The sequence below is a fragment of the Microbulbifer sp. ABE4_465 genome, from assembly GCF_056160765.1.
This window is the reverse complement of sequence record NZ_JBSWXV010000004.1, coordinates 166,976-193,475: the sequence shown is the minus strand read 5'-3', so window position 1 is coordinate 193,475 and position 26,500 is coordinate 166,976. Positions and strand designations below refer to the sequence as shown.

Sequence of the window (26,500 nt, the reverse complement as noted above, 5' to 3'; positions counted from 1 at the left end):
TGTTGATCGTCAATTACGGCTACCTACATCAGCCGCGCCGCTCTCGAATATCGGTGATCACCTGATTGACCACCTTCCACTCACCGTCTATTTTCCCCAGAACGAACGTAAAACCAATTTTACGATTTGACGAGCCGACGGAAGAGCCCCGGTTACTTTCCGTTCTACCGGTAATCACCACGGAATCTGCACCTATGTATCGACGCGACACCTCACTGTAGGAAGCCGCTTCGCCCTCAGCGATATCCATGGAAAATCCGACAAACAGCCTCTGTGCCAAAAACTCTTCCAACGCCTGAGAGCCGATAAAAGTGCGCCCAAACGCATTGGTCCACTCTGCATCCGCCGAATGCAGCTTCGCAAACGTAACAGCATCATGTTCAGACCAGGCGGACCACAAATCATCCATCAACTGATCAATCGCCTCCTTATCTTCTTCTGACGCAGGTGCTCCGAAGGTTCTGTGATCCATTACCGGATAATACTCAGCACTTACACAAAATGAAGCCGACAGAAAAAATACGACCAATAACCTTTTCATTATTTACAAGTCCGATTAACCAAAAAATTATATTTATTCAATTCAGACACTCCGTCTTCTGAAATTTATCAACGAGATCCGTACGTAGTTGATGCCGGTTAACGCCCAGCGCAGGCGCAGCCAGCGCGGAGCGCTTTTTGTGTTAATGTTTGAGCGCAGCGAGTAACACAAGAAGTGCGTAGCGTTGGCTGTCGCTCTGCCGCTGATTGTTAACCTATTCTTGCTCGTCACTACGATCAATGAGGTTTTCAGGGGAACCAAGAGTGCTATCTTTCTCAAGCTCTTCCTTAATATCTTCAGGAAGAGGCTTGAATAGTTCTTTTGCTCGCTCTTCGGCTTTTCTCTTAGCCTGCTCGTATCTTTCTCTATCGTTCATAAATCTCTCACCAGGTAATGTGGATTACCTTTCTTTGGTCCCACTAACTTGAAACCGCCGTGCGACATGTAGTATTTGATGAGTTTTTCATTCATTGGCTCCATGATCCGGATTGTTTTGGCGCCAATCAGATCACCATAAATTTCGTAAGCCAGCAAAGATATATTGAACATCTCACCAGCATACGGACAATTTTTCGGGGCTCGCTCTATGAAATCCAATCGCATTTCAGTGCCTCTAAATGTAGGACGCCCGAGAGACATAGAGCAAAGAGTATTCCCTAGCCATACCGACATATCAAATGACTTTGGATAGAAAACTTTATAGCTTCGAGAGAACGCCCAGTCCCAAGATACTTTCCTCTCGCCCGCATCTTTCCAAGCTTGAAAAGCGTTCAACGCCTTATGATCAATACCCTCAATATTAAGAACTCCCTTCAAATTTGAGGGTAAGCTCTCTTTTGCAATATCTCTTGCCTGCGCTCGAAACACGTCATACCGCTCTAACGTTTCCTTGTGTGACGGTTGCATTTTTTCTCCTTAAATATGCTGGGTTGATTCTTAGGTTAACGCCCAGCGCAGGCGCAGCCAGCGCGGAGCACATTTTGTGTTAATGTTTGAGCGACAGCGAGTAACACAAAAGGTGCGTAGCATTGGCTGTCGCTCTGCCGCTGCTTGTTACATGCTTCTAGCACGGGACCACCGAGAATGCTGAACCGACAGCGTTGGCGATACCATTAATAATCTCAGTTGTGACCCTACCCTTGTTCAATACTACATCCATTAAAAGTGAAAAAATAACAGCTACATAAATTAAGTAGCCAAAACCCATATAGTCGTTGTACAAGATTGTATAGAACCAATCCTGGCCAAGAATGTAGATTAAAGAAGATGCTGTGGTTGCCAGCACAAGCAATATTCCGGGCAAGAATAAATGCTGCATCGAACTTGGCTTTGCGAATGATACAGCCAGCAAAAGTAAAAACATTAAAAAATTTGAACCAAGGAATATTCTAAGATCAAGTTTCAGGTTACCTATAATCTCAAGATACTTCCCTTTAACTACAGAAGCCAAAGTATTCTCGGCAACTTTGATACTTTTAATTCGATCTACATAGCTGGAAGCTATTGATTTTGCTATCACCCTCTTCTTTTCGCAATCATAACCACACATGGAAGCGATTACGCTTGCAATTTTTTCGGGAAGTTCATTCTCTAAACTAGATTGAAGCTGCTCTCTTTCCAGCCCCAGTCTTTTAGCAGCTTTCAGTGCCGACTTCGTCACTGATGATTCATTAAGTTTTTTCTGACTTTCACGAATTTCATTTTCAATTTGGTACCTAACAAAACCTTTAGCTGAACTTTCAATTTTCTCCGGCGACAAAAACGTTCCAGAAAATAGGAAACCGAATAGAAGCATCCCAACGATCCCAATTGTTCTCAATGTAGAGCTCATATGCTTCTTTGCATGTAACGCCCAGCGCAGGCGCAGCCAACGCGGAGCGCCTTTTGTGTTAATATTTGAGCGACAGCGAGTAACACAAAAGGCGCGTAGTGTTGGCTGTCGCCCTGCCGCTGTTTGTTAAGTTGGCTTTGCTACTGGCTGCCCACTAAAGAAGTAAACGAGGTTTTCAACCACATTTGCCTTACCGTAATATGGATTGCTTTCTACGTTATCTAGACTACGGCCAGTGCGAAAAGCAATTTCTTCCACGATATCACATTCAAAGTCTTCATCATCAATCCTTAGATCTGTAAATATGTCATCTTTTGGAAGAACTGGAAAATTGGTACTTTGTGATTCCAAGCGGTTCTGAATTTGCTCATAGACTGCACGTATAATCCAAGTATCTATTTCCGTACAATCAAAGTGCCGTGCAAATTCACATATAGAGTAACCTTGCCTCTGAGACAGCAACTCTTGGAAATGCCTCTTTTCCCTCCGATTTTCTAAAAAAGTAAAGAGCGCTAAAAATGGGAGAGCTAGCAATAAAATTGGCGCCGACCATAATAGCCATATGAAGACACTAAAAATTCCACATAAAACCATCCAGCCCAAAACTCCTAGTTTTGAGCTGGAATATTTTGGCATGAACCTGGAAGGCTTTTTCATACTTTCTCTTGCAACTTAACGCCTTGCGAAGGGGCGAAGTGCGCAGCACTTTGTCCCGCTTGCGCAACTTGTTACATGCCGTTGCGCGATGTTCATTGTGCTGCCTTTGCTTTAGCAAGGGTTTCGGCAATTGCCGTATTAGCAATATACCTGCCGCCCGAAAACTCACAGCAGTAGAATATGCTATTACCTTGCGTTTTATCTGATACATACTGTGCTAACTCAAGTGCTTTTGCTGGGTCTTTAGCGACACCTTCACCACGTAGGTAAATGTTAGCTAGTTGATACTTAGCGATTAATGCATCGCTGTTTTGATTAAAATAGCCAGCTTTTCCGGCAGCCCCAACAAGCTGACCATTTGCCCAATTACCTTTTGACTCTTGGGATGCAGCTTTTTCGTACCACGTTATTGCAGTGGGGATATCTTTAGCTACACCAGAACCTAGCTCGTAGGCGACACCAACTCGAAGCTGTGCCCATGGTTCACCGCGCTCAGCAGCGGGCATTAAAATTTCAAAAGCAGTGTCGTAATCATACTTTTCCCAAGCCACATCAACGGTGCGCTCACCAGGATTTGGATTTGGCCCCGCACAAGCAGCAAGGCCAAGAATTATTATAGAGATATAGATGATTCTCATGATTTTCCTTCAGGCATGTAACGCCCAGCGCAGGCGCAGCCAGCGCGGAGTACCTTTTGTGTTAATGTTTGAGCGATAGCGAGTAACACAAAAGGTGCGTAGCGTTGGCTGTCGCTCTGCCGCTGATTGTTATGGGATCTACGCTCTAGCGGGTTTGGCAGAAAGTTGTTGTTCCAACTGTATTACAAAAAGTATTGCTCACGCCTCCAGAAGCACCCTGAATATTCACATTTCCTTTGGGTCTAACTCGCTCCGCAACTGTAGCTATTTTTCCACATTCCAACATAAACTGTTCCTGATACGGAGTCAGATCTTGTTGACTCAATCGCGCAACCTCTTCTTCGTACATTGCACGCAATAACTCATCATCAACAATGTATTGATGTGCATAAGTACCAAATTGAAAAGTTGCATAATGGGAGAACTGCTGGAAATCTAGATAATTTTCCTTGTAGCATAAATTTGCTAAAGCAACTCGTTTTGCAGTTCCATCGTAATCATGGAACTGCGATACACAACCTGAAATCCCTCCAGCTACCGCGATGGAAAAGAAAAATTGTTTAATCATGATTTCAACCTATTTATTTTTATTTAATTCGGAGAGCAATTTTTCCAAATCACCGATCAACTCTGGATTTACTGATTCTAGCGCTAAAGACTTAGATATGTACTCTTCAACGTTTTGGTGCTGGTCAATTGGTATTTCTGAGACTTCCGTACTTGCCAGCTCTATATTAATTTTCTGGCATGTATCAAATGGAAGGTTCCCCTCACTATCTTTAAGTGCGTATAGTTTTCTTAAATAGCTCATTTTCTGCTCATTGCCTTTATAGTCTTTCTTACTAATCTGATCTTCTTCTCTGAACTACTAACCTCCATAACGCCCGCAGCAGGGGCGACCAATGTTATGCATATTTTGTGCGAAACTGGGAGCGCAGCGACCCGCACAAAATGTGCATAGCGTTGGGCGTCCCGCGGAGGCCCGAAGGGCCGGAGCAAACTGCCTGCGATTGTTAAGAGTTCTTGGCACATGGACTCTATGGGGCAAACTCTCTGAATTTTTCCGACCATGGAATGACTAAACGATTTAATTTTTCGTAGTTATGAAGGTTTAGCTCTAGCACAGGATGCCCCAAGTAAGTGGATGATCTGTAATCAATAACAGTGCTCCAGGAGATATATCTCTTTGTGCGTCGTTTTTTTATAAAAATTCCTGATTCATTAGCAAAAACTGTGCAGACCACACTTTTTCCATTAAATGGGATAAACCCCATTAAGCAGGACTCATAGAACTCATCTGAAAGTCTACTAGTGAAATCAGAGCCGAAATTATTCAGATGCTGCGAAAACTCAGCATTTATTTTATATCGAGCGAGCTTAGCAGAAAAAACAAATATGAATAAAAATGCAGCAACACCAACCAATGCTACACCTGTAACATGATATGCAAAGTATCCACCCAGCGAAAACATCGGAAGTCGAATCGCGATTTTTTTGAAAGCTAATTTTTTAGGGATCTGAACTTTCATGACTCTTAACGCCCAGCGCAGGCGCAGCCAGCGCGGAGCGCTTTTTGTGTTAATGTTTGAGCGCCAGCGAGTAACACAAAAGGTGCGTAGCGTTGGCTGTCGCTCTGCCGCTGTTTGTTATACAGCTACGAAGTGATTAGTTTGGTATTTGTCAAAAGCAGAATACATATCCCTTACTGGTTGTTTTACACTGCACCATACCGTTGCTCGTGTTAATAAGGTAATGATTTCCACTCGTTTCATTATTCTCGGTATATTTTACAGGTGGTGGCACAAATGTGTTTTGGCTTGTAGCTGAAGCGGAATTACTCATTGCGTTGCCAAACTGCCCCAATGACGCCCCTATATTGGAGAGCTCTGCTTGACGTGCCATCGTGACGCTCCGCCTTGCGTTTGCATACTCTGACTTCATCTTTTCAGTAAATGGAGCCCACTGTGATCTAGCCTGCTCGCAACCACTTTCAATTTCATAATCAGGAACGGCAGCCGTTAGCTCGGCTAGCCTCGCATACTCACTCTTATACAACTCTTCATTAATCACAGCAAAATCAAGAAATGTTGCTGCAACGTAGTTGTACTCATAAACAAGCGAGGGGTCATAAAACCCTTTATCAACGCAGGTATTGGAAATTACATTTCTCTTCGCGTACTCCATTACAGCAAAATCATTCATTCGATAGTGTGCAAACATGGTTTCACAACCAGAGACTGCTACAACTGCAGCAAGCATTAATGTTTTCTTCATTTTTCTATTTCCTTTTATGTCAATGAATATGTATAACGCCCGCAGCAGGGGCGACCAATGCTATGCACATTTTGTGCGAAACTGGGAGCACAGCGACCAGCACAAAATGTGCATAGCGTTGGGCGTCCCGCGGAGGCCCGAAGGGCCGGAGCAAACTGCCTGCGATTGTTATGAGTGGGCGCACTGCGAACTACCAGATTTTCCACCACGGCTTTGAAATAGAAGGACTGAATTTTTTACCTTTAGGTTTCCGGCGTGATTCAAGCTCCGTAATTTCCATTTCTATAAGGCTGACAAGCTCAGGTAACTCTTCATACTCGCCACTCTCAAGAATTTTCTTGAGCTGACTAATAGCCAGCTCTAAATCTTCATCGTAAGCGTTAATTGGCCATATATAGACTCTGCCGAGCATTACAAAGAGCCCAGCTGCTGCTCGAACGACATCCGGGGACTCTACGGGGTCACTTTTGATACCAGCTAACCAATGTTTGCGAAGATTGGTAGCGTCCATAACATCTCCGTACCAATCTGCCGCCCCATCATTTCCCCACGGTTTTATATCCCACATATGCATTCCTTATGGCACTACTACTCTGACTCATAACGCCCAGCGCAGGCGCAGCCAGCGCGGAGCGCCTTTTGTGTTAATGTTTGAGCGCCAGCGAGTAACACAAAAGGTGCGTAGCGTTGGCTGTCGCTCTGCCGCTGATTGTTATGCGTTGGAGGCACCGAAGAACCGCCAACTTCCAGACGAAAGTAAAAACTTTCACTTAACCTTGTTCAGAAATTTGGTAGTGACGCTCAACATTTTTTGTGATTTCACCCCAATACGAACTTCTAACTCGACTCTGATGAAAACTGAATGCTTCTTTGCCTGAGAATTCTTCGTATACGTTGAAGCGACAACTATCACTCTGATCTTGATTCACGATGAACTTTAGGCACCCAGCCTCCTCTCTTGTAAGTTTGATGTGGCTGGGCAGTTCATTCTTAATGCTCTCAAGATCTGGCTCGGGAACAACAATGTATCCCTCTAAAATCACCTTGCTCAATGTTCGATCCTTGATGACGCATAACGCCCACGGCAGGGGCGGCTTACCCTATGCGCGTTTTGCGCGAAAATGGGAGCGAAGCGACCGCACAAAACGTGCATAGGGTAAGCCGTCCCGCGGAGGCCCGAAGGGCCGGAGCTTCACTGCCCGTGATTGTTAAGCTTATCACTCGGACCATGGGCCAGCGCCTTGAGAGCCCACACCTAAAAGAGCACTACTCACCCCGAGATCAATTCTTAGCGCCTCCTGCGAAAATTCGATAGAACTTACTTTCTGATAATACTTGTACTGCGCAGGAGATAACGCGAGGGCGTAGGCATATTCCTCATGTTCACCTTCTAGCCCCGTGATTGAAAGAGCAGTTTTTACTTGATTGAATTTCAAGTTACTACTCTTTCCATATTCATCTCTCAATTTGGAGACAAACACAGTGCGAATCTTCCGAAGCTTTCTCCTTTTTTTCCACCAGCGCTTTACTAGATTCATCGTTTCTATGCTTAACAGTTTTATTCAAAAGCCCCAGATATAGCCATAATGGCTACATATAGGCATGACATGTCTATATATGCCCATTATGTCTATATCTAGGCATGTCCTTTACAGGTTTATATGTCTATATCTAGGCATTCGTCAATCAGGCCTTCGACGATCCGATGGCTTATATTTCGACGTATCGCCATGCTACGTTTTACCACCCAGGCTTTCGCGCGGTTGCTCCATCGGCCGCCCATTCTCCGGACGGCGGCGCGCAGCTCAGTCTCATCGTAGGCAACTTTTACCGCCACCCACTCGCTGGTATGTACGGGGTGGGTTGTGTCGACGCGTTTCGATTGGTTTTTTTGGTAGGCCTCGCGCTGCGCGACGATGATTTCTACCGTGGTATATACGGTTTTCTTGCACGGCGATCGCCGATACCGTACGGCGCACAGCTGTTCGCCGTATTTGTCGTGATAGCGTTTGCTGCCATCATCGCCCGGTTTGATTGTTTTTATTATTTCCATACGCCCTCCATGGCGTTTTCATTGTCAGTTACTTAAAGGCCCAGCTCACTCCAGATATCGTCAACTTTCTTAGTGACTTCCGGATCTTTTACGATGGGGCGCCCCCACTCTCTGGTTGTCTCACCTTCCCATTTGTTGGTCGCGTCGAAGCCGATTTTCGAGCCGAGGCCGGAGACCGGAGAGGCGAAATCCAGGTAGTCGATCGGGGTATTCTCCACCATTACCGTATCGCGTGCGGGGTCCATTCTGGTGGTCATGGCCCAGATTACATCTTTCCAATCCCGGGCGTTTACGTCGTCGTCGGTGACGATGACAAATTTGGTGTACATGAACTGTCGCAGAAATGACCAGACCCCCATCATCACCCGTTTGGCGTGGCCGGCGTACTGCTTTTTCATTGTGACAACGGCGAGCCTGTAGGAGCAGCCCTCCGGGGGAAGATAGAAATCCACGATTTCGGGAAACTGCTTCCGCAGGATCGGCACGAATACTTCGTTTAGGGCTTCACCCAGTACGGCGGGCTCATCTGGTGGTCGGCCGGTGTAGGTGCTGTGATAGATGGGGTCTTTGCGGTGGGTGATCTTTTCCACGGTAAATACAGGGAAGCGATCGACTTCGTTGTAGTAACCGGTGTGATCCCCATAGGGGCCTTCGTCGGCCATATCATCCGGGTAGATGTAGCCTTCGAGCACATATTCGGCACTGGCCGGCACCTGCAGGTTACTGAGCCTGGCGTCTGCCACTTCGGTCTTACTGCCGCGCAGGAGTCCGGCAAACGCGTATTCCGAGAGGGTATCCGGCACCGGGGTGACCGCCCCGAGGATGGTCGCAGGGTCCGCACCCAACGCGACGGCGACCGGGAACGGCTCGCCCGGATACTGCTGCTGCCATTCGCGGAAGTCCAGAGCGCCCCCGCGGTGGGAGAGCCAGCGCATGATCAGGCGGTTTTTACCGATCAGCTGCATGCGATAGATACCGAGGTTCTGGCGCTTCTTTTCAGGGCCTCGGGTAATCACCAGCGGCCAGGTGACCAGAGGCGCGGCATCCCCGGGCCAACAGGTCTGTATCGGCAACCTGGTGAGATCGATATCGGCGGTGTCGATTTCAAATTGCTGGGAGTCGGCCTTGCTCACCACCTTGGGCCCCATGTTCATGACCTGCTTGAAGATGGGGAGCTTTTGCCAGGCGTCTTTGAAGCCTTCCGGGGGTTGCGGCTCCTTCAGGAAGGCGAGGAGCTCACCGACCTGACGCAATTCACTAACGGACTCTTTGCCCATTCCGAGGGCAACACGCTCAGGTGTGCCAAACAGGTTGGCAAGGACCGGGGTGTCGTAGCCGGTGGGGTTTTCAAACAGAAGGGCCGGGCCACCGGCACGCAGAACGCGGTCGGCAATTTCTGTCATTTCCAGCACGGGACTGACAGGGTGTTTGATTCGCTTGAGAAGGCCGCGCTTTTCCAATAGCTGGATAAAGTCGCGCAGGTCTTTGTATTTCATGTTTTACCGGTCGGTGACTGATAGACAGTGGCCAGTGTAAAACAGACAGAACAAAAAAATAACGCCGCGCTTGAATAAGGCGGAGAGGAAAGGGGGGAGGATATGAACAACCCGCAGCAGTTGTGCTGCGGGCTGCCGAACTTCTAAGAGATCTTAGAAGCGGGGGCGACGCGGACGGTCTTCGCGCGGCTTGGCTTCGTTAACACGGATGTTACGGCCAGACAGCGGCTGATCATTCATTTCTTCGATAGCCTTACGCGCTTCGTCGTCGTTCGGCATTTCTACGAAACCAAAACCTTTAGAACGGCCAGTTTCCCGGTCAGTGATTACAGTAGCCCGGGAGATTTCACCGAACGCACCAAATGCTTCGTGCAGTTCGTCAGAGGTTACGCCGTAGGCCAGATTTCCGATATAGATATTCACAAAAAAGTCTCACTAGAGTCAGTGGGCTGTCGAGCAATTCACAAATGGCAACCAGCTCCACCGAGTTCACCATTTGAGATTGATCCAGAGTCGCTCGACTTCCCAGCCGCGCGGGATCAATTCGGGTAGTGTTGAAATACTGCTCAACACTTTATTGATGGCCTTTATATGCCTATCGCAATGCCTTTTCAACTGAATTCGGCGTAATTTCACGCCTGTTTTATCGCATTGCAAAAATTGTCCATTCCATGCAAAAAAGGCCTGCATATTGCGCAGGCCTTTATTCTGTATCGGAATTATTTCCGTTTCATGGACAGGAAGAATTCGTCGTTGGTTTTGAAGTCCTTGAGCTTGTCGATCAGGAATTCGGTGGCGGCGAGGTCTTCCATATCGTGCAAGAGCTTGCGCAGGATCCATACGCGCTGCAGTTCGCCTTCCGGCATCAGCAGCTCTTCGCGGCGGGTGCCGGATCGGCGCACATTGATTGCGGGATATACACGTTTTTCAGCGATCTTGCGGTCCAGCTGCAGCTCCATGTTACCGGTGCCCTTGAACTCTTCGAAGATCACTTCATCCATCTTCGACCCGGTATCAACCAATGCGGTAGCGATGATGGAAAGGCTGCCGCCTTCTTCAATATTTCGCGCTGCACCAAAGAAGCGCTTGGGGCGCTCCAGAGCGTGGGCATCCACACCACCGGTGAGCACTTTACCGGAGCTCGGCACGGTGGTGTTGTACGCACGTGCCAGACGGGTAATAGAGTCCAGCAGGATCACCACGTCTTTTTTGTGTTCGACAAGGCGCTTGGCCTTTTCGATCACCATTTCTGCAACCTGTACGTGACGCGCCGGCGGCTCGTCAAAGGTGGACGCAACCACTTCACCACGCACGGAGCGCTGCATCTCGGTAACCTCTTCCGGGCGCTCGTCGATCAGCAGTACGATCAGGTGGCACTCGGGGTTGTTGCGGGTGATGGCCTGGGCCATGTTCTGCAACATGATGGTTTTACCGGCCTTGGGCGGTGCCACGATCAATCCACGCTGGCCTTTGCCGATGGGGGCAACCAGGTCGATGATACGGCCGATGAGGTCTTCGGAGGAGCCGTTACCACATTCCAGACCAAGGCGGTCGTTGGGGAACAGCGGGGTGAGGTTTTCGAAAAGAATCTTGTTACGGGCGTTTTCCGGCTTGTCGAAGTTGATCTCGCTGACTTTCAGCAGGGCAAAGTAGCGCTCACCTTCTTTGGGGGGGCGAATCTTGCCGGAGATGGAGTCGCCGGTACGCAGGTTAAAGCGTCGAATCTGGCTGGGCGATACGTAGATGTCATCGGGGCCGGCCAGATAGGAGGAATCCGCAGACCGCAGGAAACCAAAGCCATCCTGAAGTATTTCCAATACACCTTCGCCGTAGATATCTTCGCCGCTTTTGGCGTGGCGTTTCAGGATATTGAAAATGATGTCCTGCTTGCGCGAACGGGCGAGGTTTTCGAGCCCCATGCCCTTGGCAATTTCGATCAGCTCTTCAATGGGTTTGGTTTTTAATTCAGAAAGGTTCATACCAATTGCTTTATTACGGTTTCTTCTGTCGGTTGGCGCGGACGCGCCGGACGTTTCTGCGGAGGGAGTTGAAGTTTCGATGGTGATATTGCCCGGTTCGACATGCCGACGGTTTGACTGACCGCACGCAACTCTTCACAGATTAAACGACTCGTCACGAATTCAACGACTCGCTAAATACGAATGACCGCTCACAAGGGCACACCGGATGCGGCAGAAGTGCCAGGAGGGGAATCGTTCAACTTGAGGAGTTTGCGCCGGAGAGGCTGCGTCAGCAGCGGGGTTGGCGACTTGGCTCAGGTCTGGACTGAACAGTTAATTTGATTACTAGGCAGTATAACCGCAGTTCGACATCCTGCAAGGCCTAATTCTTATACATTCCGGCCCTTAAAACGGCAGGTGGGGCGCATTGGCGCCCCACTCGCGGAGATCAGATCTGGCTGTCGATGAATTCGGTCAGCTGGGCGCGGGACAGTGCGCCGACTTTGGTACCTTCCACATTGCCGCCCTTGAACAGCAGCAGGGTCGGAATACCGCGCACGTTGTACTTGGCTGCAGCTTCCTTGTTGGCATCCACGTCGACTTTAACGATCTTCAGCTTTTCGCCGTAGTGGCCCGCCAGATCTTCCAGAACAGGAGCGATCATCTTGCAGGGGCCACACCATTGTGCCCAGAAGTCCACCAGTACCGGGCCGTCCGCCTTGAGTACTTCGGCTTCAAATTCTGCATCGGTTACGTTGACGATGTTCGCGCTCATAGTGCTTTCCTGTGATTCGGTTTCTTTGGGCCCAGCGGCTGTGCCGGCAGAGATGACAGACTGCGCCGGCAGACATGAAGCGGCCGCGCCGGAAGTCATCATAAGTACCGCCCGCAGGCCTCGCAAGGCAAATGGTCTCGTTGCCACTGGCAATTCGTCCCATTGTACGGGCGCGTCATTACAACAGATTGGCATTGCGCCCTATATGAGGGCCCCGGGCGCCATTTCAAGGGGTCGGCGCCAGCCTAATCCTCCTCTGGCAGAAAGCGCTGCAGAATATCGTCCACATAGTCATATCCGAGAGCCGTCGTGGCGATGGAAGGGCCAAGCGGGAGTACCAGGTCCATGGCTTCCAGGTGACGCCATTCCCGGCCCAGACTCTCCAGGGATAACCCCGTGTAGCCGGGATATGTCTCTGACGGCACCCCGTCCTCCAGGCGCAGGGCGTTCATCAGGAACTCCAGCGGGCGCTCCTTTGTAGGCACTTCTTTGGTTTTTGGCTGGGGAAACTCGATTCCACCCTCTCCGGTCTCGCAACCGAGGGCCAGATAGTGTTTGGGCGCGCGGGTGCGCTGGGTACGCAGAATACGGCCGGACTCGGGAAGCGTGAACTTGCCGTGGGCACCGGCGCCGATGCCGATATAGTCGGCAAACGACCAGTAATTCAGGTTGTGACGGGAGGCGAGTCCGGCGCGACCATAGGCGGACACTTCATAGCGCTGATAGCCCTCGCTGGCCAGGTAGGCCCGCCCCGCCCGCTGTATAGCGGCAATCTGCTCGGAGCCCGGCGTCACCGGCGGTGCGGAATAGAACGCAGTATTGGGCTCGATGGTGAGCTGGTACCAGGAGATATGCTCGACCCCGAGGTCTACCGCCTGCTGAAGATCCCTCAGGGCATCCCGCTCACTCTGCCCCGGCAGTCCGTGCATCAGATCGATATTGATATTTTCGAAGCCCGCCGCCCGCGCCTGGCTGGCGGCGATCTGCGCCTCGTCACCGCTATGGATCCGGCCCAGGTTCTGCAGCTGCAGCGGGTCGAAGCTCTGCACGCCAATCGACAGGCGATTGACCCCGGCGCTGTGATAGCCAGCGAACTTGGCCTGCTCGAAGGTACCCGGGTTGGCCTCGAGAGTGATTTCTATCCCCTCTTCAAACCCCACCAGGGATTCCGCCAGATCCAGAATCCGCCCAATAGCGAGCGGTGAAAACAGGCTCGGCGTACCGCCGCCGAAAAAGATAGAGCCCAGTTTGCGCCCCTGAATCCACGGCAACTGGCTGCGCAGATCCCGCTCGAGCTGATCGACGTACTCGGCTTCCGGCAGATGCCGGTCACCGGCAGCCGCCCCCTTGGCATGCTCGATCGCGCCGGTGGCGACCTCGTGAGCGCCGGTGGCGACCTCGTGAGCGCCCGCGGCGATCTGGTGTGAGTTGAAATCGCAGTAGGGGCATTTGCGAACGCACCAGGGGATGTGCACGTACAGGCTCAGGGGGGGTAATTGCATTTGCGGGAGAGGGGCTCGCTGGAGAGAGGCTCGTTGAGGGCTCATCAAAAAAATCAGAAGAGCTTTTTGCCGGAATCAACCTGGCGCTGCGGCAGCACCATTTCTTCGTGCCACAGCTGTTCAAATTTTTTCACCGCCAAAGCGCGATGACTGAGCCGGTTTTTTACTTCGCGGGGCAGCTGTGCAGAAGTGAGCTTTTCGGACTCGACGTAAAAAAGCGGGTCATAGCCGAACCCCTGCTCACCTGCCGGGCGGCTGAGAATATGGCCTGCCCAGCGCGCGGTACATACCAGGGGCACCGGGTCGTCTGCCGTGCGCACAAACGCCAGGGCGCAGTGGAAACTGGCACCGCGCTTTTCCATGGGTACACCGTCCAGGGCTTCCAGTAATTTCTGATTGTTGTCGGCATCACTGGCACCGGCACCTGCATAGCGCGCGGAATAAATTCCGGGCGCACCGCCGAGCGCATCCACCGCAAGTCCAGAATCATCCGCCAGCGCCGGCAGGCCGCTGGCCTTACTGGCGTGGCGCGCCTTGATAAGGGCATTCTCAATAAAACTGAGCCCGGTCTCTTCCGCTTCTTGCTGTAGAAATTCGGACTGAGGCAGTACGGCAATCTGCCAGCCGGAAAAAAGCTGAGAAAACTCTTTCAACTTGCCGGCGTTACCACTGGCGAGAACGATTTTATCCATGAGAACTCAGTATTTTTCTGACGTTACCGCGTATCCAATATCCAGCCATCAATTCTTGTGCAACTGGCGACGGAATGTGAGTTCCTGGGTGCTGCCGTCGGGCATCACCAGGTCGATATTGAAGGTGAGGCTTTCTTCGTGCTCAAAGCGAAACGGCGCCAGGTAATACACCGCACCCTGATCGCGAATTTCCTTGAACTCAAGCGGGCGGGACTGCTGAATCAGGTTAGTGGCATTACCTGACACACCAACGCTACTGCCCTTGGTATCGCCAACCTTGCTGACCGAAATATTCACGAACGCGCGGTCTCTTGCGCGCACCAGGTTGTAATGCTGTGCAATATCCGGGGAAATAAAGTCACTGTTGAACACCGAGTACGACACCCGGTAATCACCGAAAACTTTGTGGTTTTCAATAGTTTTCGCACCCTGAGCCGCAGCGGCAGTGGCCCACAGCAACAGGGCTATGGAAATAAATGCTACAAAATAACGTTTCACGGCGTTCTCCTGTATATCGGTTTGATTCGTTTCCCGGCGGCGCCAGAAACAACCTTCTGCTACTAATATTAGCGAGTCAGATGGTAAATCGCTGTTTCACCAAACAGGTTCGGCAAAAAATCCTTCAAAACCCCGGATACTGTGGATTCTGAGACCACCTGCCGGTGCAGTATTTTCCAGCTGTGCTGGCGACAGAGCACTTCAAAGTCCTTGAAAGTACAAAAGTGAATATTGGGCGTGTCGTACCATTCATATGGTAATAAATCCGATACGGGCATACGCCCGGACACGGCCAGGTGCCAGCGCGCCTTCCACTGACCAAAGTTCGGGAAGGTGATAATACACTCCCGTCCGACCCGCAGCATTTCCTCCACCACCAGATGGGGAAAACGCAATGTCTGCAACGCCTGGGTCATTACCACGGTATCGAAGCTGTGGTCGGCAAAATTCTTCAGGCCATTGTCCAGGTTCTGCTCCACCACATTCACACCGCGCTCGACGCACTTCTGGATCTGTTGCGGGTCGATCTCCAGACCGTAACCGCTAACCTGTTTTTCGCTTTCCAGCCGCTCCAGCAGCGCACCGTCACCACAACCGAGGTCGAGCACCCGCGAATTTTCCGGTACCCAGTTGGCGATAATATCGAGGTCCTGACGAATCATGCCGCCACCTCGCTGCTCGCTTGCTGGCCGTGTTCCCGAGCCACATTGTTCATATAGGCTGCGAAAAAATTTTCGTAGCGTTCGTTGGGTAACAGAAACGCATCGTGCCCCATGGGGGATTCCACTTCGGCGTAGGTCACCGGAATATTTGCGTGTATTAGTGCATCGGCAATTTCCCGGGAACGTTCCGGGGCAAAGCGCCAGTCGGAGGTAAAAGAAACCAGCATGAATTTGCAGCGTGCGTGGGAAAACGCTTCCACCGGATCGTCGTTGTACTCTCGCGCAAGATCAAAATAGTCCAGTGCGCGGGTCATCAGGATATAGGTATTCGGGTCGAAACTGCCGGAGAAGGAATCCCCCTGATAGCGCAGATAACTCTGCACCTGAAATTCCACCAGCTCTTCCACGCCCTGCCTGAAGGTACCCGAACGCAGTTCGCGGCCAAATTTTTTGCCGAGCCCGTCGTCGGACAGATAGGTGATGTGCCCGATCATACGCGCCACGGCCAGTCCGTGGCGCGGCAGGGTTTCTTCTTCCAGATAGCGGCCGTCGCGGAAATCCGGGTCAGACGTGATGGCCTGGCGGGCGGTTTCATTAAACGCAATATTCTGCGCAGACAGTTTCATCGCCGAGGCAATCACCACGCAGTGGCGCAGACGCTCCGGATATTCCAGCGACCAGCGCATCGCCTGCATGCCGCCGAGACTACCCCCGACTACCGCGGCCCACTGCCGAATGCCGAGAAAGTCCGCCAGTTGCGCCTGGCTGTGCACCCAGTCCCGCGCGCGCAGCGGCGGGAAGTCTGGCCCCCAGGCTTTGCCGGTGGCCGGGTTGATGGACGCGGGGCCGGTAGAACCGTGGCAGCCGCCAAGATTATTGACAGCCACCACGAAAAATTTGTTGGTGTCGATGGGTTTGCCGGGGCCGATATAGTGATCCCACCAGCCGGGGCGCTTGTCGCTTTCGCTGTGGTAACCGGCGGCGTGATGGTGGCCGGAGAGCGCGTGGCAGATCAGTACGCCGTTGCTTTTGTCGGCGTTGAGGGTGCCATAGGTTTCGTACATCAGGGTGTATTCGTCGAGTACGCGGCCGCAGGCCAGTTTGAAGGGGCCGGGGAAGGTGTGGCTTTTCGGCTCGACGATGCCGACAGAGTTTGCGGGCAATCCTGCCGGTTTTCCTGATTGGGGAGTGTGCGCTTCCGTGGTCAAAATCTTTCGCATGTGGTTACTGGGCGGGGCGCCAAGTTTACGAAAGCTGGGGGCGGTAGTACACCGCCCATCCGTATTACTACTAACGCACTTAGGTGGTCGCCGGGGCTTTCAGTGGGGTCACGTTGTTCGCTACCGGCGCCGGCGGAATCGGCTGGGGGGCCGCGTGGGTGTGCTTGAGCAGGTCTTCCAGCGCACCGAGGGCGCTGTGGTTGCGCACCAGCTCTTCTTCCAGTGCGCGCAGGTCGGTGCGCTTGGTCTGGGTTTTCTGTTTGAGCTCGGTGAGCTTGATCAGGTGGCGGTTGAGCAGGTGCTTTTGGTACTGAACGTGTTGCTTCAGCGGTTCCAGCACCTGATCCAGCCAGCCGTCCACAGACGAGATCATCTGGCTGTACATGCGCCCGACTTCGTTGGCGAGGGTAGCTACGAAGCGTTCGGTGAGGCGGTTGCGGCGGGCCAGCAGCAGTTGTGGCGAGCGGCGCAATTGGGCGGCCTGGCGGTGTAGGCCGCGCAGGGCGGCGCGGAAGCCGGCGATGTCGAAGTGTTGCTCGGCGGAGATGATATTGCTCAGGGTGGAGCGGTCGTAGATGGCGTCGACGAGGCGGTTGGCCTGGTCCACTTCACGCTCGAGATTGCCCAGCTGGTGTTCCACGCCACCCATAAATCCGTCGATGGCGCGGGCGAGACCGAGGGGAGACCAGCGCTCGTTGAGCGCTCTGCGAGTTTCGTCGATCAGCTGTTGCAGCTGCTGGCTGGAGACCGGTGCCAACAGAGAGGCGCGCTGGCGGGCGAGCATGCGCTGGCTGGATTTCAGGGTCAGCAGTTCCTGGTGACAGTATTTGTGCTGTTCCTTGGCGGTGGCATGCAGTTGCTTCAGCTCTTCCACCTGGTCCGGGCTGGTAGCACCGTGGCGCTTAAGGTGCTCAAGGGTGGCGCGGCCACTGTTGAGGCGGCGCTTGAGCAGATCGCGGGTATCTGCCATCAGGGTCAGGGCCTGGTGCAGGGAGCGGTGGTTGGCGACTTTGTCGCGGTGCTCCATCAGGCGCTGTACCAGCAGCTGTTCAAAGTCGCCAAAACGGCTCTGCTGTAGCAATACCGGATCGCGCTCGGCCCGCGCCAGCAGGGCTTTTTTCGCGGACACACCAACCACATTTTCCTGCGGCAGTGCCAGCAGCTTGCTCACTTCTGCACGCATCTTGCGCAGCATCTGGTCCGCGTCTTCGTCCGGATCGTCCCACAGTACATCAATCTTGTTCAGCAGCGCCATGACCGCGGTACCGCGGTGTTCTTTCAGTGGCACCAGGTGGGTTTCCCACATATTCAGGTCGGTACCGCTGACACCGGCGTCGGCGGAGAGCAGGAAGGCCACCGCCTGGGCACCCGGCAGGGTGGACAGGGTCAGTTCCGGCTCGTTGCCGAGGGCATTCAGCCCGGGGGTGTCGATAATCCGCAGGCCCTGGGCGAGCAGCGGGTGTGGCAGGGAAATCAGCGCGTAACGCCAGGCGGGAATCTGTACCAGGTTGCCGTTGCCGTCGAGATGGCGGCGATCGAAACCGTAGCGGGCGGCCTCTTCCGGGGTGACCGCTTTGGTGGCGGCGACCTTCATCAACGCGTCGCGGGTGGCATCGGCGTCGTCCGGGTCAAAGTCGAAATTGACCCACTTCTGCGGAATGCGACGGAAGCTCTCGAGGCTGGTATTGGTGGCCAGCGTTTCGATGGGCAGCAGGCGCACGGAGGCCTGCTCGGTGCCATCGCTGAAGATTTCCGTAGGGCACATGGTGGTACGACCGGGGCGCGACGGCAGCAGGCGCTTGCCGTAAGTGTGCGACAACAGCGCGTTGATCAGCTCGGTCTTGCCACGGGAGAACTCGCCCACCAGCGCAACGGTAAACTGATCTTCCACCAGCAACTGGCGCGCCTGCTGAACCACCTGCCGGGCGCCGGCGGAGTTGGGGAAGTGTTGTTCCAACCAGTGGCTGAACCGGTTGAACTGGGTATCAAGCCCCTTCTTCCAACGGTCGTAATCGGCAATGTGCTGGCGCAAGGTCGCATCTTCCATGTTTATAAGTTCTTGTTGGTACTACTTACGGATTTGACAGCCATTTTCCAGCAAGCCGCCATGGAGTTAAACCCTGTCACCGTATTTTCGAGAACTGACGCGAACTGGATAGACAGAGAAAGAAGAAATAAAGAAGGGGAGTGAGCGGGAAGCGAAAAAGATGACAGTTAAGACAGCTGGAGAGATGTATAGGGGCGATTGAAAACGTAGCGAGCGGGTGGCTGGTGGTGGGCGCCAGCGCACAGCAAGCGGAATGTACACGCAGTACATGAGCATTGCGCGCACTGCCGACCGCCGCCAGGCGCACGCGCAGTAGTTTTCGGGCGTCCCGATTAGAAGGGGATGTGCCAGAACAGGTTGTACACCAACTGCGGCATATTCGCACTCTGCGCGAACCCAACCAGCAACTTATCCACAACTGTCAGCAGGATAAAGACAAAAATCGGGCTGATATCGATCACCCCCAGCGGCGGGATCACCTTGCGCACCGGCGCGTAGACCGGCTCCAGCAGCTGACGCAGCAACATCAGCGCGGGATGGGAGCTCTGCGGGGCAATCCAGCTGACCACGATGGAGATCAGCATGCCCACAAACAGGATCGCGATCAGCGTCATCAACACACCGAGAAATGCCCACAACAGTGCACTCAGGGGGTTGAGCATACCGGCACCGGCAAGGAATCCCGCACCGATAATCATCACCCAGGCAACCAGCAGCGCCAGTACCAGAGAGGCCATATCAATGCCAAACAGCCCCGGCACCACTTTGCGCAAAGGGCGCAGTAATGGGTTGGTGATTTTGACGATACCCTGGGAGAGTGGGTTGTAAAAATCCGCGCGCGCCAGCTGCAGCATAAAGCGCAGCAGCACCGTGAACAGAAACAGAATACCGATGGTGGCGAGAATAAATACGCCGATATTGCTGAAGGTGTTGACCATCAAACGTCCTTTCTTTGCAGTCTGTTATTTGTCGAGTTCTTTCGCCATTTCCGCGGCACGCGCCGCGCAATCGTTCATGGCCTGCTCCACCAGTTGCGGCAGGCCACCCTCCTGAAAACGCTTTACCGCGCGCTCGGTAGTGCCATTCGGCGACATGACATTGCGCTTCAACTGCGCCACATCCACATCCGCGGCCACCGCAAGTTTCGCCGCGCCCAGTGCGGTTTGCAAGGTAAGGCGCTCGGCATCCGCGCGGTCCATGCCGGCCTTCTCCGCCGCGTCGATCATGGATTCCATAAACTGAAAATAGTACGCGGGGCCGGAACCGGACACCGCGATTACCTGATCGATGCCGGACTCCTGCTCCACCCACAGGGCAATACCCACCGCATCGGCCATCTGGGTGGCCACGGACTTGTGTTCGTCGGTAACGACATCGCCGGCATACAGGCCGGTCACCCCGGTGCCCACCAGCGCCGGCGTATTGGGCATGGCGCGCACGATCGGCACACCGGCACCCAGCCAGCGTTGGTAAGCCGCCAGTGGGATCCCAGCCGCCAGGGTGATCACCAGGGGTTTGCGAGCGCTCACTGTCTCCCTAAGCGCCTCGCACATTTCCTTCATCATCTGTGGCTTGACCGACAGCACCACCACATCGGCGCCCTCAATCGCCGCCAGATTGTCGGTGCTGCCGTGGACGCCGGTGCGCTTGCAGAAGTCTTTCAGCTTCTGCTCGTTGCGGCCGGTGGCGACAATCTTGTCGGCGGGGTAACCACTGGCCACCATGCCACCAATCACCGCACCCGCCATATTGCCAGCGCCGCCGATAAAGACCATTTTGTGATCAGATGCGTTTTGTTGGTCAGCCATAAGCTCCTCTGAATTATTTCCGAGCCCCAAAAATATCGGTGCCAATCCGCACAATGGTGGCACCACTGAAGATCGCCGCCTCCATATCCCCGGACATGCCCATGGACAGGGTGTCCAGCGGCTGCTCCGGCAGCTGCGCCCTGAGATCCTCCAACAGACCGGCCAGCTGTATAAAAGGCGTGCGCTGGTCGTCCAGAGCGCTGCGGGGCGCAGGGATCACCATCAAACCGCGCAGCTGCAAATTGGGCTGCGCCGCCACCGCGGCCGCCAGTTCCGGCAACTTTTCCGGGCTGACCCCGGACTTGCTGTCCTCACCATCAATATTCACCTGCAGGCACACATTCAACGGCGGCATATGTGCCGGGCGCTGCTCAGATAATCGCCGTGCAATTTTTAACCGCTCCAGCGAGTGCAGCCAATGAAAGTGCTCCGCCACATCCCGGGTTTTGTTGGATTGCAGCGGGCCAATGAAGTGCCAGGTGATCTCGCAGTCTTCCAGCGCCTCCTGTTTCTCCAGCGCCTCCTGCAGGTAATTCTCGCCAAAGTGGCGCTGGCCGGCGTTATAGGCCGCTCGCAGGTCTTCCGCGGGGCGGGTTTTGGACACCGCCAGCAGAGTGACAGTATCGGCCTGCCGGTCACAACTACCGCAGGCTGTGACGATCCGCTCAGTGACGGAATTGAGGTTTTCGGGGATTGACCCTTTGCGCATATACTGGGACCCAACTTTTGCTCGGCGGGCATTCTATGCGCTCATTGCCCGCACGTCATATCGACGGTCATATCACAACGAGAGCAGCGTAAGAGAAGAATAAAGGGTAGCAGTATGGACATTACAGAACTCCTCGCCTTCAGCGCCAAACAGAACGCCTCCGACTTGCACCTCTCTGCGGGCCTGCCGCCGATGATCCGGGTGGACGGCGACGTGCGCCGTATCAACCTGCCGCCCATGGAGCACAAGCAGGTGCACGGCCTGATCTACGAGATCATGAACGACAAGCAGCGCAAGGACTACGAAGAGTTCCTGGAGACCGACTTCTCCTTCGAAGTCCCCGGTGTGGCCCGCTTCCGTGTGAACGCGTTCAACCACAACCGCGGTGCCGGCGCCGTATTCCGGACCATTCCCTCCAAGGTACTGACCATGGAAGACTTAGGGATGGGCCAGGTGTTCAAGCAGATCTCCGACACCCCGCGCGGCCTGGTACTGGTGACGGGCCCTACAGGCTCCGGTAAGTCCACCTCGCTCGCGGCGATGATCGACTACATCAACGACAACAAGTACGAGCACATCCTCACCGTAGAGGACCCCATCGAATTCGTGCACGAATCCAAAAAGTGTCTGGTGAACCAGCGGGAAGTGCACCGCGACACTCACGGCTTCTCCGAAGCCCTGCGCTCGGCACTGCGTGAAGACCCGGACATCATCCTCGTGGGTGAGATGCGGGACCTCGAGACCATCCGCCTGGCGCTGACCGCCGCGGAAACCGGCCACCTGGTATTCGGTACCCTGCACACCACCTCCGCGGCCAAGACCATCGACCGTGTTGTGGACGTGTTCCCCGCGGAAGAAAAAGCCATGGTGCGTTCCATGCTGTCGGAATCCCTGCAAGCGGTAATCTCCCAGACCCTGCTCAAGCGCAACGGCGGCGGCCGTGTCGCCGCCCACGAGATCATGCGCGGTACCCCGGCGATTCGTAACCTGATCCGCGAAGACAAGATCGCGCAGATGTACTCCGCCATCCAGACCGGCGCCAACGTGGGTATGCAGACCATGGACCAGTGCCTGCAGGACCTGGTAGAAAAACGCATCATCAGCCGCGAAGTCGCGCGCGAAAAAGCGAAAATGCCGGAGAATTTCTAAACCTCCGCAAGCTGGATCCCGGCTCAAGGCCGGGATGACGAAGCCTGGTCATCCCGGACTCGATCCGGGATCCAGTGCTACGAAGTAATTACATACGATTCGAAGAAAACGACTACCCCAGGCGGTAAATAAAAATGGAAATCGAACGACTCCTACAACTGGTCACCGAAAAAGGCGCGTCCGACCTGTTCATCACCGCCGGTGTACCCGCGTCCATCAAACTGCACGGCAAGATCGTGCCGGTCACCACCAGTCCTCTGAGCCCGGAAAAAGCCCGCGAAATGGTCGTGGGCATCATGAACGACCGCCAGAAAAAAGAATTCGCCGAGACCAAAGAGCTTAACTTCGCCATCTCTTTGCGCAACGTTGGCCGTTTCCGGGTGTCCGCCTTCTTTCAGCGCAATCTGGTGGGCATGGTACTGCGTCGTATCGAAACCAAGATCCCCACCATTGACGGCCTCGGCCTGCCGGAGCAGCTCAAAGAGCTGGCGATGACCAAGCGCGGCCTGATCATCTTTGTGGGTGCGACCGGTACCGGTAAATCCACTTCGCTTGCATCCATGATCGGCCACCGCAACGAGAACTCGAAAGGTCACATCATTTCTATCGAGGACCCCATCGAATTTATCCACCAGCACCGCGGCTGCATCGTCACCCAGCGCGAAGTGGGCCTGGATACCGACTCGTTTGAAACCGCCCTGAAAAATACCCTGCGTCAGGCGCCGGACGTGATCCTGATTGGTGAGGTTCGCTCCCGCGAAACCATGGACCACGCCATCGCCTTCGCCGAAACCGGCCACCTGTGCCTGTGTACCCTGCACGCCAACAACGCCAACCAGGCGCTGGACCGGATCATTCACTTCTTCCCGGCAGATCGCCACCAGCAGTTGTGGATGGACCTGTCACTCAACCTGCAGGCCATGGTAGCCCAGCAGCTGGTGCCCACCCCGGACGGCGACGGCCGCCGCGCCTGTCTTGAGATCATGATCAACACCCCGCTGATGTCGGACCTGATCCGCAAGGGTGAGGTGCATAAGATGAAGGAGTTGATGAAACGCTCCGTCGAGCAGGGCATGCAGACCTTCGACCAGGCCCTGTACGAGCTTTACGACCGCGGCGAAATCACCTACGAAGACGCCCTCGCCCACGCGGATTCCGCGAACGACCTGCGCCTGATGATCAAGCTCAAATCCGAATCCGACGCCGAGTACCTCAACAGTGCCGCCGACGGACTGAGCCTCGCCAGCGACACCGATACCGGCAGCGGCCCGCAGATCTATTGATCGATCCCCCGAAGAGGTACCGCTTTGACACTACTGAGTACCCTCGCCCTGTTCAGCGCCATGGTCGTGCTGGCGGCCATTCCCGGTCCCGGGATCTTTGCAGTAATGGCGCGCTCGGCCAGTGGTGGCATGCCGCACGGCATGGCCACCTCCGCTGGTATCGTACTGGGTGACTATATTTTTATTGCGCTGTGCCTTTCGGGCCTCGCCTATGTCGCGGATATGATGGGGAGTGTATTTACCACCATCCAGTATCTCGGCGCGGCCTACCTGATCTGGCTGGGGGTCAGCCTGCTGCGGGCGCGGTCTACAAAGGCCAGGGTCGCGCCCACGTCGACAAACTCACTGGCCTCCAGTGTGTTGATCGGGCTGACCATCACCCTCGGGAATCCCAAAGCGATTCTTTTCTACCTCAGTTTCTTCCCCGCGTTTCTGCCGCTGGCGGAAATCACGCTTACCGATATGGTGATCATTTTTGCCATCACTACGGTCAGTGTGGTCGGCGTCATGCTGATATACGCTTGGATTACGGTACACGCACACTCTCGCGTACAGCAGCGCGGCGCAGGAGAAGCGCTCAATAAGGTGGGCGGGGCGCTACTGGTGGGCAGTGGCCTGTGGATGGTATTGCGTAGCCTGTAAACCGATACCGATGGCACCCGCTTATATCAGACCATTTCTTCCAGCAGGGCTTTCACCGGCCCTAGCAGGCGACGGGATACCGGTGGTGTCTGCTCGGTGCCACCGAGCGTGACCACCGTCCCGGATGCCTGCTTGCGCAGGCCGGTAATATACTCCACCGCAACTATCGCGCCGCGATGTACCCGCACAAAGCGCTCGCCGAATTCAGCTTCCAGTTCCTTGAGGGATTCATCCAGCACCGTTTCGCCACCAGAGTGATGGGCGATAACGTATTTGTCTTCGGCGATAAAGCAGCGGATATCGTCCACATCAATTAATTGCACACCGCGGCGGCTCACCGCTTTTATCTGGCGGCGGCCGCTGCTGGCAGGTGGTGATTTCGGTTCGGCTTGCAGCAGTTGCGGTTTGCTCAGTCTTCGCGCCTGGGCAATCGCCTGTGCCAGTTGTTCCACATTGACGGGCTTGAGCAGGTAACCCGATGGAGCAACCGCAAAGGCAGGGAGCGCAAACTCGTCGTGGGCGGTGCAGAATATGATCGCAGGCGGGTTGGGTCGGTTGGTAATTTGGGTGGCGAGTTGGAGCCCGTTTTCTCCGGGCATTTCGATATCCAGTAACAACAGGTCCGGGTCGAGTGAATCCAGCTGTTGTAACGCGCTTTCCCCATCGGCAGCTTCTCCCAGCAGTTGGCAACCATGAATAGTCTGCAACTGTCGGGCCAATCTGGCCCGTGCCAGCGGCTCGTCATCGACGATCAGCACACCCAGCGGGCGTTCAGAGGTACTCATTCGACCACCTCGGTAACGACTCCGCCGGAAGGCACTGCTACTGGCTCAGTTGTTCTGGCTTCTGCACGGGCGCTTAACGGCAGCCGTATTTCTACGACATATTTTCTACCTCGCTCGCCTTCGCACTCTTGTGCAGTAAAGCGAAAGCGCTCACCGTAAAACGCACTGAGACGCTGGCGAATATTTTCCATCGCCATACCGTTGCCGACATGGGCATTGCGGTTGTTTTCCGTCGCAGTATTTCCGTCAGACTCTGCAATAGGATTATGAATCGACAATAGCAGTTCGCGAGACGCTCTGCCAATGACATTTTGACGACGACCGAATTTGTTGGGGGAAGATATTTCCTGAATAGAAATTTCGATGGCGCCGCCGCGACGCAAACGCGCGACACCGTGCAGCACCGCATTTTCCAGTAGTGGCTGCAATAGCATTGAAGGCAATTCCGCTGGCCCGGAAAAAACATCCACCTGCCACGATTGTTGCAGGCGATCACCGAGGCGCAGGGATTCAATTTCCAGGTAATGCTTCGCCAGGGCAATTTCCTGCTCCAGGGGCACCATTTTGGAGTCTGCCAGGGATGCGCGAAACAATACGCAGAGATCTTCCACCAGTTTTTCCGCGCGCTCCGGATCCACCGCGATCAGGCTGGCGAGGCTGTTCATGCTGTTGAACAGAAAGTGCGGGCGGATGCGGGACTGCAGCGCCTCGATACGCGCGCCGAGCTCCGCCTGCTGCTGGTTGTGCAACTGCTGCTGCACATAGGCGTAACGCAGTACCACTCCCGCACAGATGGCGCCGACCAGGAAATTGGCCAGTAGCGACAGCCAGGCGATCGGCATACCGGTCATATCCGCGGCCCACCAGTGCTGCGCCAACAGTACCCCCAGCAAGACCGCGAGCACAGTGGAATAGCTGAGCGCTGCGGCAACCTTGTGGGAAAGGCGCGCCAGAATGGGACGCATACGGCACAGGATCGCGGCAGACGGCAGTATCGCCCACTGCACGGTGAGGGAAACCAGCCCCAGGCGCTGCCAGTTGAAGGGCGCAAGCCCATCGGTGGCAAGCACCAGCACCAGCGCCAGCAGCTCACCCATCAGCACCAGTGCGGCCACACCAGTCGCGCTACACAGGTCGGGAAGGAAATGCGGGGATTCGTCAGCAGATGTGTTCCCGGAGTCCAGGCGCGCAGAATCTTTGCCATCGGGGGCAATTTCGCGAATTTGCTGCGCTATAATGCCCGCCGCTTGCGCGGGCCGGGAAGATGTCATACTGCG

Annotated in this window: 32 protein-coding genes; 3 read left to right on the top strand and 29 right to left on the bottom strand. The window is 54.2% G+C overall.

Annotated features, from left to right (window positions below; all coding sequences use genetic code 11):
* Positions 1 to 28: 28 nt before the first annotated feature.
* The 27 genes from ACXAG1_RS09510 to ACXAG1_RS09380 form a co-directional block, all read right to left on the bottom strand.
* A complete protein-coding gene (locus ACXAG1_RS09510) occupies positions 29 to 541 on the bottom strand; it encodes a YybH family protein (protein WP_475119581.1) in 513 nt (170 codons plus the stop codon).
* 214 nt (positions 542 to 755) lie between these two features.
* Entirely contained in the window at positions 756 to 917 is a 162-nt protein-coding gene (locus ACXAG1_RS09505) for a hypothetical protein (RefSeq protein ID WP_475119580.1), read from the bottom strand.
* Positions 914 to 1,447, bottom strand: coding sequence for a hypothetical protein (locus tag ACXAG1_RS09500; RefSeq protein ID WP_475119579.1), 534 nt, complete (start codon positions 1,445 to 1,447; stop codon positions 914 to 916). The genes ACXAG1_RS09505 and ACXAG1_RS09500 overlap by 4 nt, the downstream gene beginning before the upstream one ends.
* Before the next feature lie 157 nt (positions 1,448 to 1,604).
* A complete protein-coding gene (locus ACXAG1_RS09495; protein WP_475119578.1) occupies positions 1,605 to 2,372 on the bottom strand; it encodes a hypothetical protein in 768 nt (255 codons plus the stop codon).
* 126 nt (positions 2,373 to 2,498) lie between these two features.
* Positions 2,499 to 3,029, bottom strand: a complete 531-nt coding sequence (locus ACXAG1_RS09490) for a hypothetical protein (protein WP_475119577.1) — start codon at positions 3,027 to 3,029, stop codon at positions 2,499 to 2,501.
* Positions 3,030 to 3,121: 92 nt separating this feature from the next.
* The gene (locus ACXAG1_RS09485; RefSeq protein ID WP_475119576.1) at positions 3,122 to 3,667 is read right to left on the bottom strand and encodes a tetratricopeptide repeat protein; all 546 of its coding nucleotides are present in this window, start codon (positions 3,665 to 3,667) and stop codon (positions 3,122 to 3,124) included.
* A gap of 145 nt (positions 3,668 to 3,812) precedes the next feature.
* The gene (locus tag ACXAG1_RS09480; RefSeq protein WP_475119575.1) at positions 3,813 to 4,235 is read right to left on the bottom strand and encodes a hypothetical protein; all 423 of its coding nucleotides are present in this window, start codon (positions 4,233 to 4,235) and stop codon (positions 3,813 to 3,815) included.
* A 9-nt stretch (positions 4,236 to 4,244) separates the two neighbouring features.
* Entirely contained in the window at positions 4,245 to 4,478 is a 234-nt protein-coding gene (locus ACXAG1_RS09475) for a hypothetical protein (protein ID WP_475119574.1), read from the bottom strand.
* Between the two features lie 226 nt (positions 4,479 to 4,704).
* Positions 4,705 to 5,196, bottom strand: a complete 492-nt coding sequence (locus ACXAG1_RS09470; RefSeq protein WP_475119573.1) for a hypothetical protein — start codon at positions 5,194 to 5,196, stop codon at positions 4,705 to 4,707.
* Positions 5,197 to 5,347: 151 nt separating this feature from the next.
* Positions 5,348 to 5,941, bottom strand: a complete 594-nt coding sequence (locus ACXAG1_RS09465; RefSeq protein WP_475119572.1) for a hypothetical protein — start codon at positions 5,939 to 5,941, stop codon at positions 5,348 to 5,350.
* A 190-nt stretch (positions 5,942 to 6,131) separates the two neighbouring features.
* Positions 6,132 to 6,509, bottom strand: a complete 378-nt coding sequence (locus ACXAG1_RS09460; protein ID WP_475119571.1) for a hypothetical protein — start codon at positions 6,507 to 6,509, stop codon at positions 6,132 to 6,134.
* Positions 6,510 to 6,711: 202 nt separating this feature from the next.
* Positions 6,712 to 6,984 carry a putative quinol monooxygenase gene (locus ACXAG1_RS09455; protein ID WP_475119628.1) on the bottom strand — a complete coding sequence of 91 codons (273 nt, stop codon included), beginning with the start codon at positions 6,982 to 6,984 and terminating at the stop codon, positions 6,712 to 6,714.
* 174 nt (positions 6,985 to 7,158) lie between these two features.
* Positions 7,159 to 7,479, bottom strand: a complete 321-nt coding sequence (locus ACXAG1_RS09450; protein WP_475119570.1) for a hypothetical protein — start codon at positions 7,477 to 7,479, stop codon at positions 7,159 to 7,161.
* Positions 7,480 to 7,598: 119 nt separating this feature from the next.
* On the bottom strand, positions 7,599 to 7,994 hold the full coding sequence (locus ACXAG1_RS09445) for a hypothetical protein (RefSeq protein ID WP_475119569.1): 396 nt from the start codon (positions 7,992 to 7,994) through the stop codon (positions 7,599 to 7,601).
* Between the two features lie 32 nt (positions 7,995 to 8,026).
* Positions 8,027 to 9,490, bottom strand: coding sequence for a 4-hydroxy-3-polyprenylbenzoate decarboxylase (ubiD, locus tag ACXAG1_RS09440; protein WP_475119568.1), 1,464 nt, complete (start codon positions 9,488 to 9,490; stop codon positions 8,027 to 8,029).
* 153 nt (positions 9,491 to 9,643) lie between these two features.
* Positions 9,644 to 9,913, bottom strand: a complete 270-nt coding sequence (locus ACXAG1_RS09435; RefSeq protein WP_010133764.1) for an RNA recognition motif domain-containing protein — start codon at positions 9,911 to 9,913, stop codon at positions 9,644 to 9,646.
* A gap of 296 nt (positions 9,914 to 10,209) precedes the next feature.
* Positions 10,210 to 11,469 (bottom strand): transcription termination factor Rho, encoded by a 1,260-nt coding sequence (gene rho / locus ACXAG1_RS09430; RefSeq protein ID WP_043319751.1) that lies wholly within the window; start codon positions 11,467 to 11,469, stop codon positions 10,210 to 10,212.
* 430 nt (positions 11,470 to 11,899) lie between these two features.
* A complete protein-coding gene (gene trxA, locus ACXAG1_RS09425) occupies positions 11,900 to 12,226 on the bottom strand; it encodes a thioredoxin TrxA (RefSeq protein WP_475091436.1) in 327 nt (108 codons plus the stop codon).
* 245 nt (positions 12,227 to 12,471) lie between these two features.
* Positions 12,472 to 13,773: a radical SAM family heme chaperone HemW gene (gene hemW, locus ACXAG1_RS09420; protein ID WP_475119567.1), complete on the bottom strand. Its 1,302-nt coding sequence runs from the start codon at positions 13,771 to 13,773 to the stop codon at positions 12,472 to 12,474.
* A gap of 8 nt (positions 13,774 to 13,781) precedes the next feature.
* The gene (gene rdgB / locus ACXAG1_RS09415) at positions 13,782 to 14,420 is read right to left on the bottom strand and encodes an RdgB/HAM1 family non-canonical purine NTP pyrophosphatase (RefSeq protein WP_475119566.1); all 639 of its coding nucleotides are present in this window, start codon (positions 14,418 to 14,420) and stop codon (positions 13,782 to 13,784) included.
* 48 nt (positions 14,421 to 14,468) lie between these two features.
* Positions 14,469 to 14,918, bottom strand: a complete 450-nt coding sequence (locus ACXAG1_RS09410) for a DUF4426 domain-containing protein (protein WP_475119565.1) — start codon at positions 14,916 to 14,918, stop codon at positions 14,469 to 14,471.
* 68 nt (positions 14,919 to 14,986) lie between these two features.
* Entirely contained in the window at positions 14,987 to 15,577 is a 591-nt protein-coding gene (gene metW / locus ACXAG1_RS09405) for a methionine biosynthesis protein MetW (protein ID WP_475093911.1), read from the bottom strand.
* Positions 15,577 to 16,800 carry a homoserine O-succinyltransferase MetX gene (gene metX, locus ACXAG1_RS09400; protein ID WP_475119564.1) on the bottom strand — a complete coding sequence of 408 codons (1,224 nt, stop codon included), beginning with the start codon at positions 16,798 to 16,800 and terminating at the stop codon, positions 15,577 to 15,579. Before metX ends, metW begins: the two co-directional genes overlap by 1 nt.
* Positions 16,801 to 16,879: 79 nt before the next feature.
* Positions 16,880 to 18,847: a dynamin family protein gene (locus ACXAG1_RS09395; protein WP_475119563.1), complete on the bottom strand. Its 1,968-nt coding sequence runs from the start codon at positions 18,845 to 18,847 to the stop codon at positions 16,880 to 16,882.
* A gap of 332 nt (positions 18,848 to 19,179) precedes the next feature.
* On the bottom strand, positions 19,180 to 19,785 hold the full coding sequence (locus tag ACXAG1_RS09390; RefSeq protein ID WP_475091430.1) for a YggT family protein: 606 nt from the start codon (positions 19,783 to 19,785) through the stop codon (positions 19,180 to 19,182).
* 24 nt (positions 19,786 to 19,809) lie between these two features.
* Positions 19,810 to 20,655 (bottom strand): pyrroline-5-carboxylate reductase, encoded by an 846-nt coding sequence (proC, locus tag ACXAG1_RS09385; protein ID WP_475119562.1) that lies wholly within the window; start codon positions 20,653 to 20,655, stop codon positions 19,810 to 19,812.
* 13 nt (positions 20,656 to 20,668) lie between these two features.
* Positions 20,669 to 21,364, bottom strand: a complete 696-nt coding sequence (locus ACXAG1_RS09380; protein WP_475119561.1) for a YggS family pyridoxal phosphate-dependent enzyme — start codon at positions 21,362 to 21,364, stop codon at positions 20,669 to 20,671.
* A 114-nt stretch (positions 21,365 to 21,478) separates the two neighbouring features.
* Between ACXAG1_RS09380 and ACXAG1_RS09375 the strand changes: the two genes are divergently transcribed.
* The 3 genes from ACXAG1_RS09375 (at position 21,479) to ACXAG1_RS09365 (ending at position 24,438) form a co-directional block, all read left to right on the top strand.
* On the top strand, positions 21,479 to 22,513 hold the full coding sequence (locus ACXAG1_RS09375) for a type IV pilus twitching motility protein PilT (RefSeq protein WP_043319757.1): 1,035 nt from the start codon (positions 21,479 to 21,481) through the stop codon (positions 22,511 to 22,513).
* Positions 22,514 to 22,647: 134 nt separating this feature from the next.
* Positions 22,648 to 23,796, top strand: a complete 1,149-nt coding sequence (locus ACXAG1_RS09370; protein WP_475091427.1) for a PilT/PilU family type 4a pilus ATPase — start codon at positions 22,648 to 22,650, stop codon at positions 23,794 to 23,796.
* Between the two features lie 24 nt (positions 23,797 to 23,820).
* A complete protein-coding gene (locus tag ACXAG1_RS09365) occupies positions 23,821 to 24,438 on the top strand; it encodes a LysE family translocator (RefSeq protein ID WP_475119560.1) in 618 nt (205 codons plus the stop codon).
* A gap of 26 nt (positions 24,439 to 24,464) precedes the next feature.
* On the opposite strand, the gene ACXAG1_RS09360 is transcribed toward ACXAG1_RS09365, so the two are convergent.
* Positions 24,465 to 25,223: a LytR/AlgR family response regulator transcription factor gene (locus ACXAG1_RS09360; protein ID WP_475091426.1), complete on the bottom strand. Its 759-nt coding sequence runs from the start codon at positions 25,221 to 25,223 to the stop codon at positions 24,465 to 24,467.
* The gene (locus ACXAG1_RS09355; protein ID WP_475119559.1) at positions 25,220 to 26,494 is read right to left on the bottom strand and encodes a sensor histidine kinase; all 1,275 of its coding nucleotides are present in this window, start codon (positions 26,492 to 26,494) and stop codon (positions 25,220 to 25,222) included. Before ACXAG1_RS09355 ends, ACXAG1_RS09360 begins: the two co-directional genes overlap by 4 nt.
* Positions 26,495 to 26,500 lie beyond the last annotated feature (6 nt).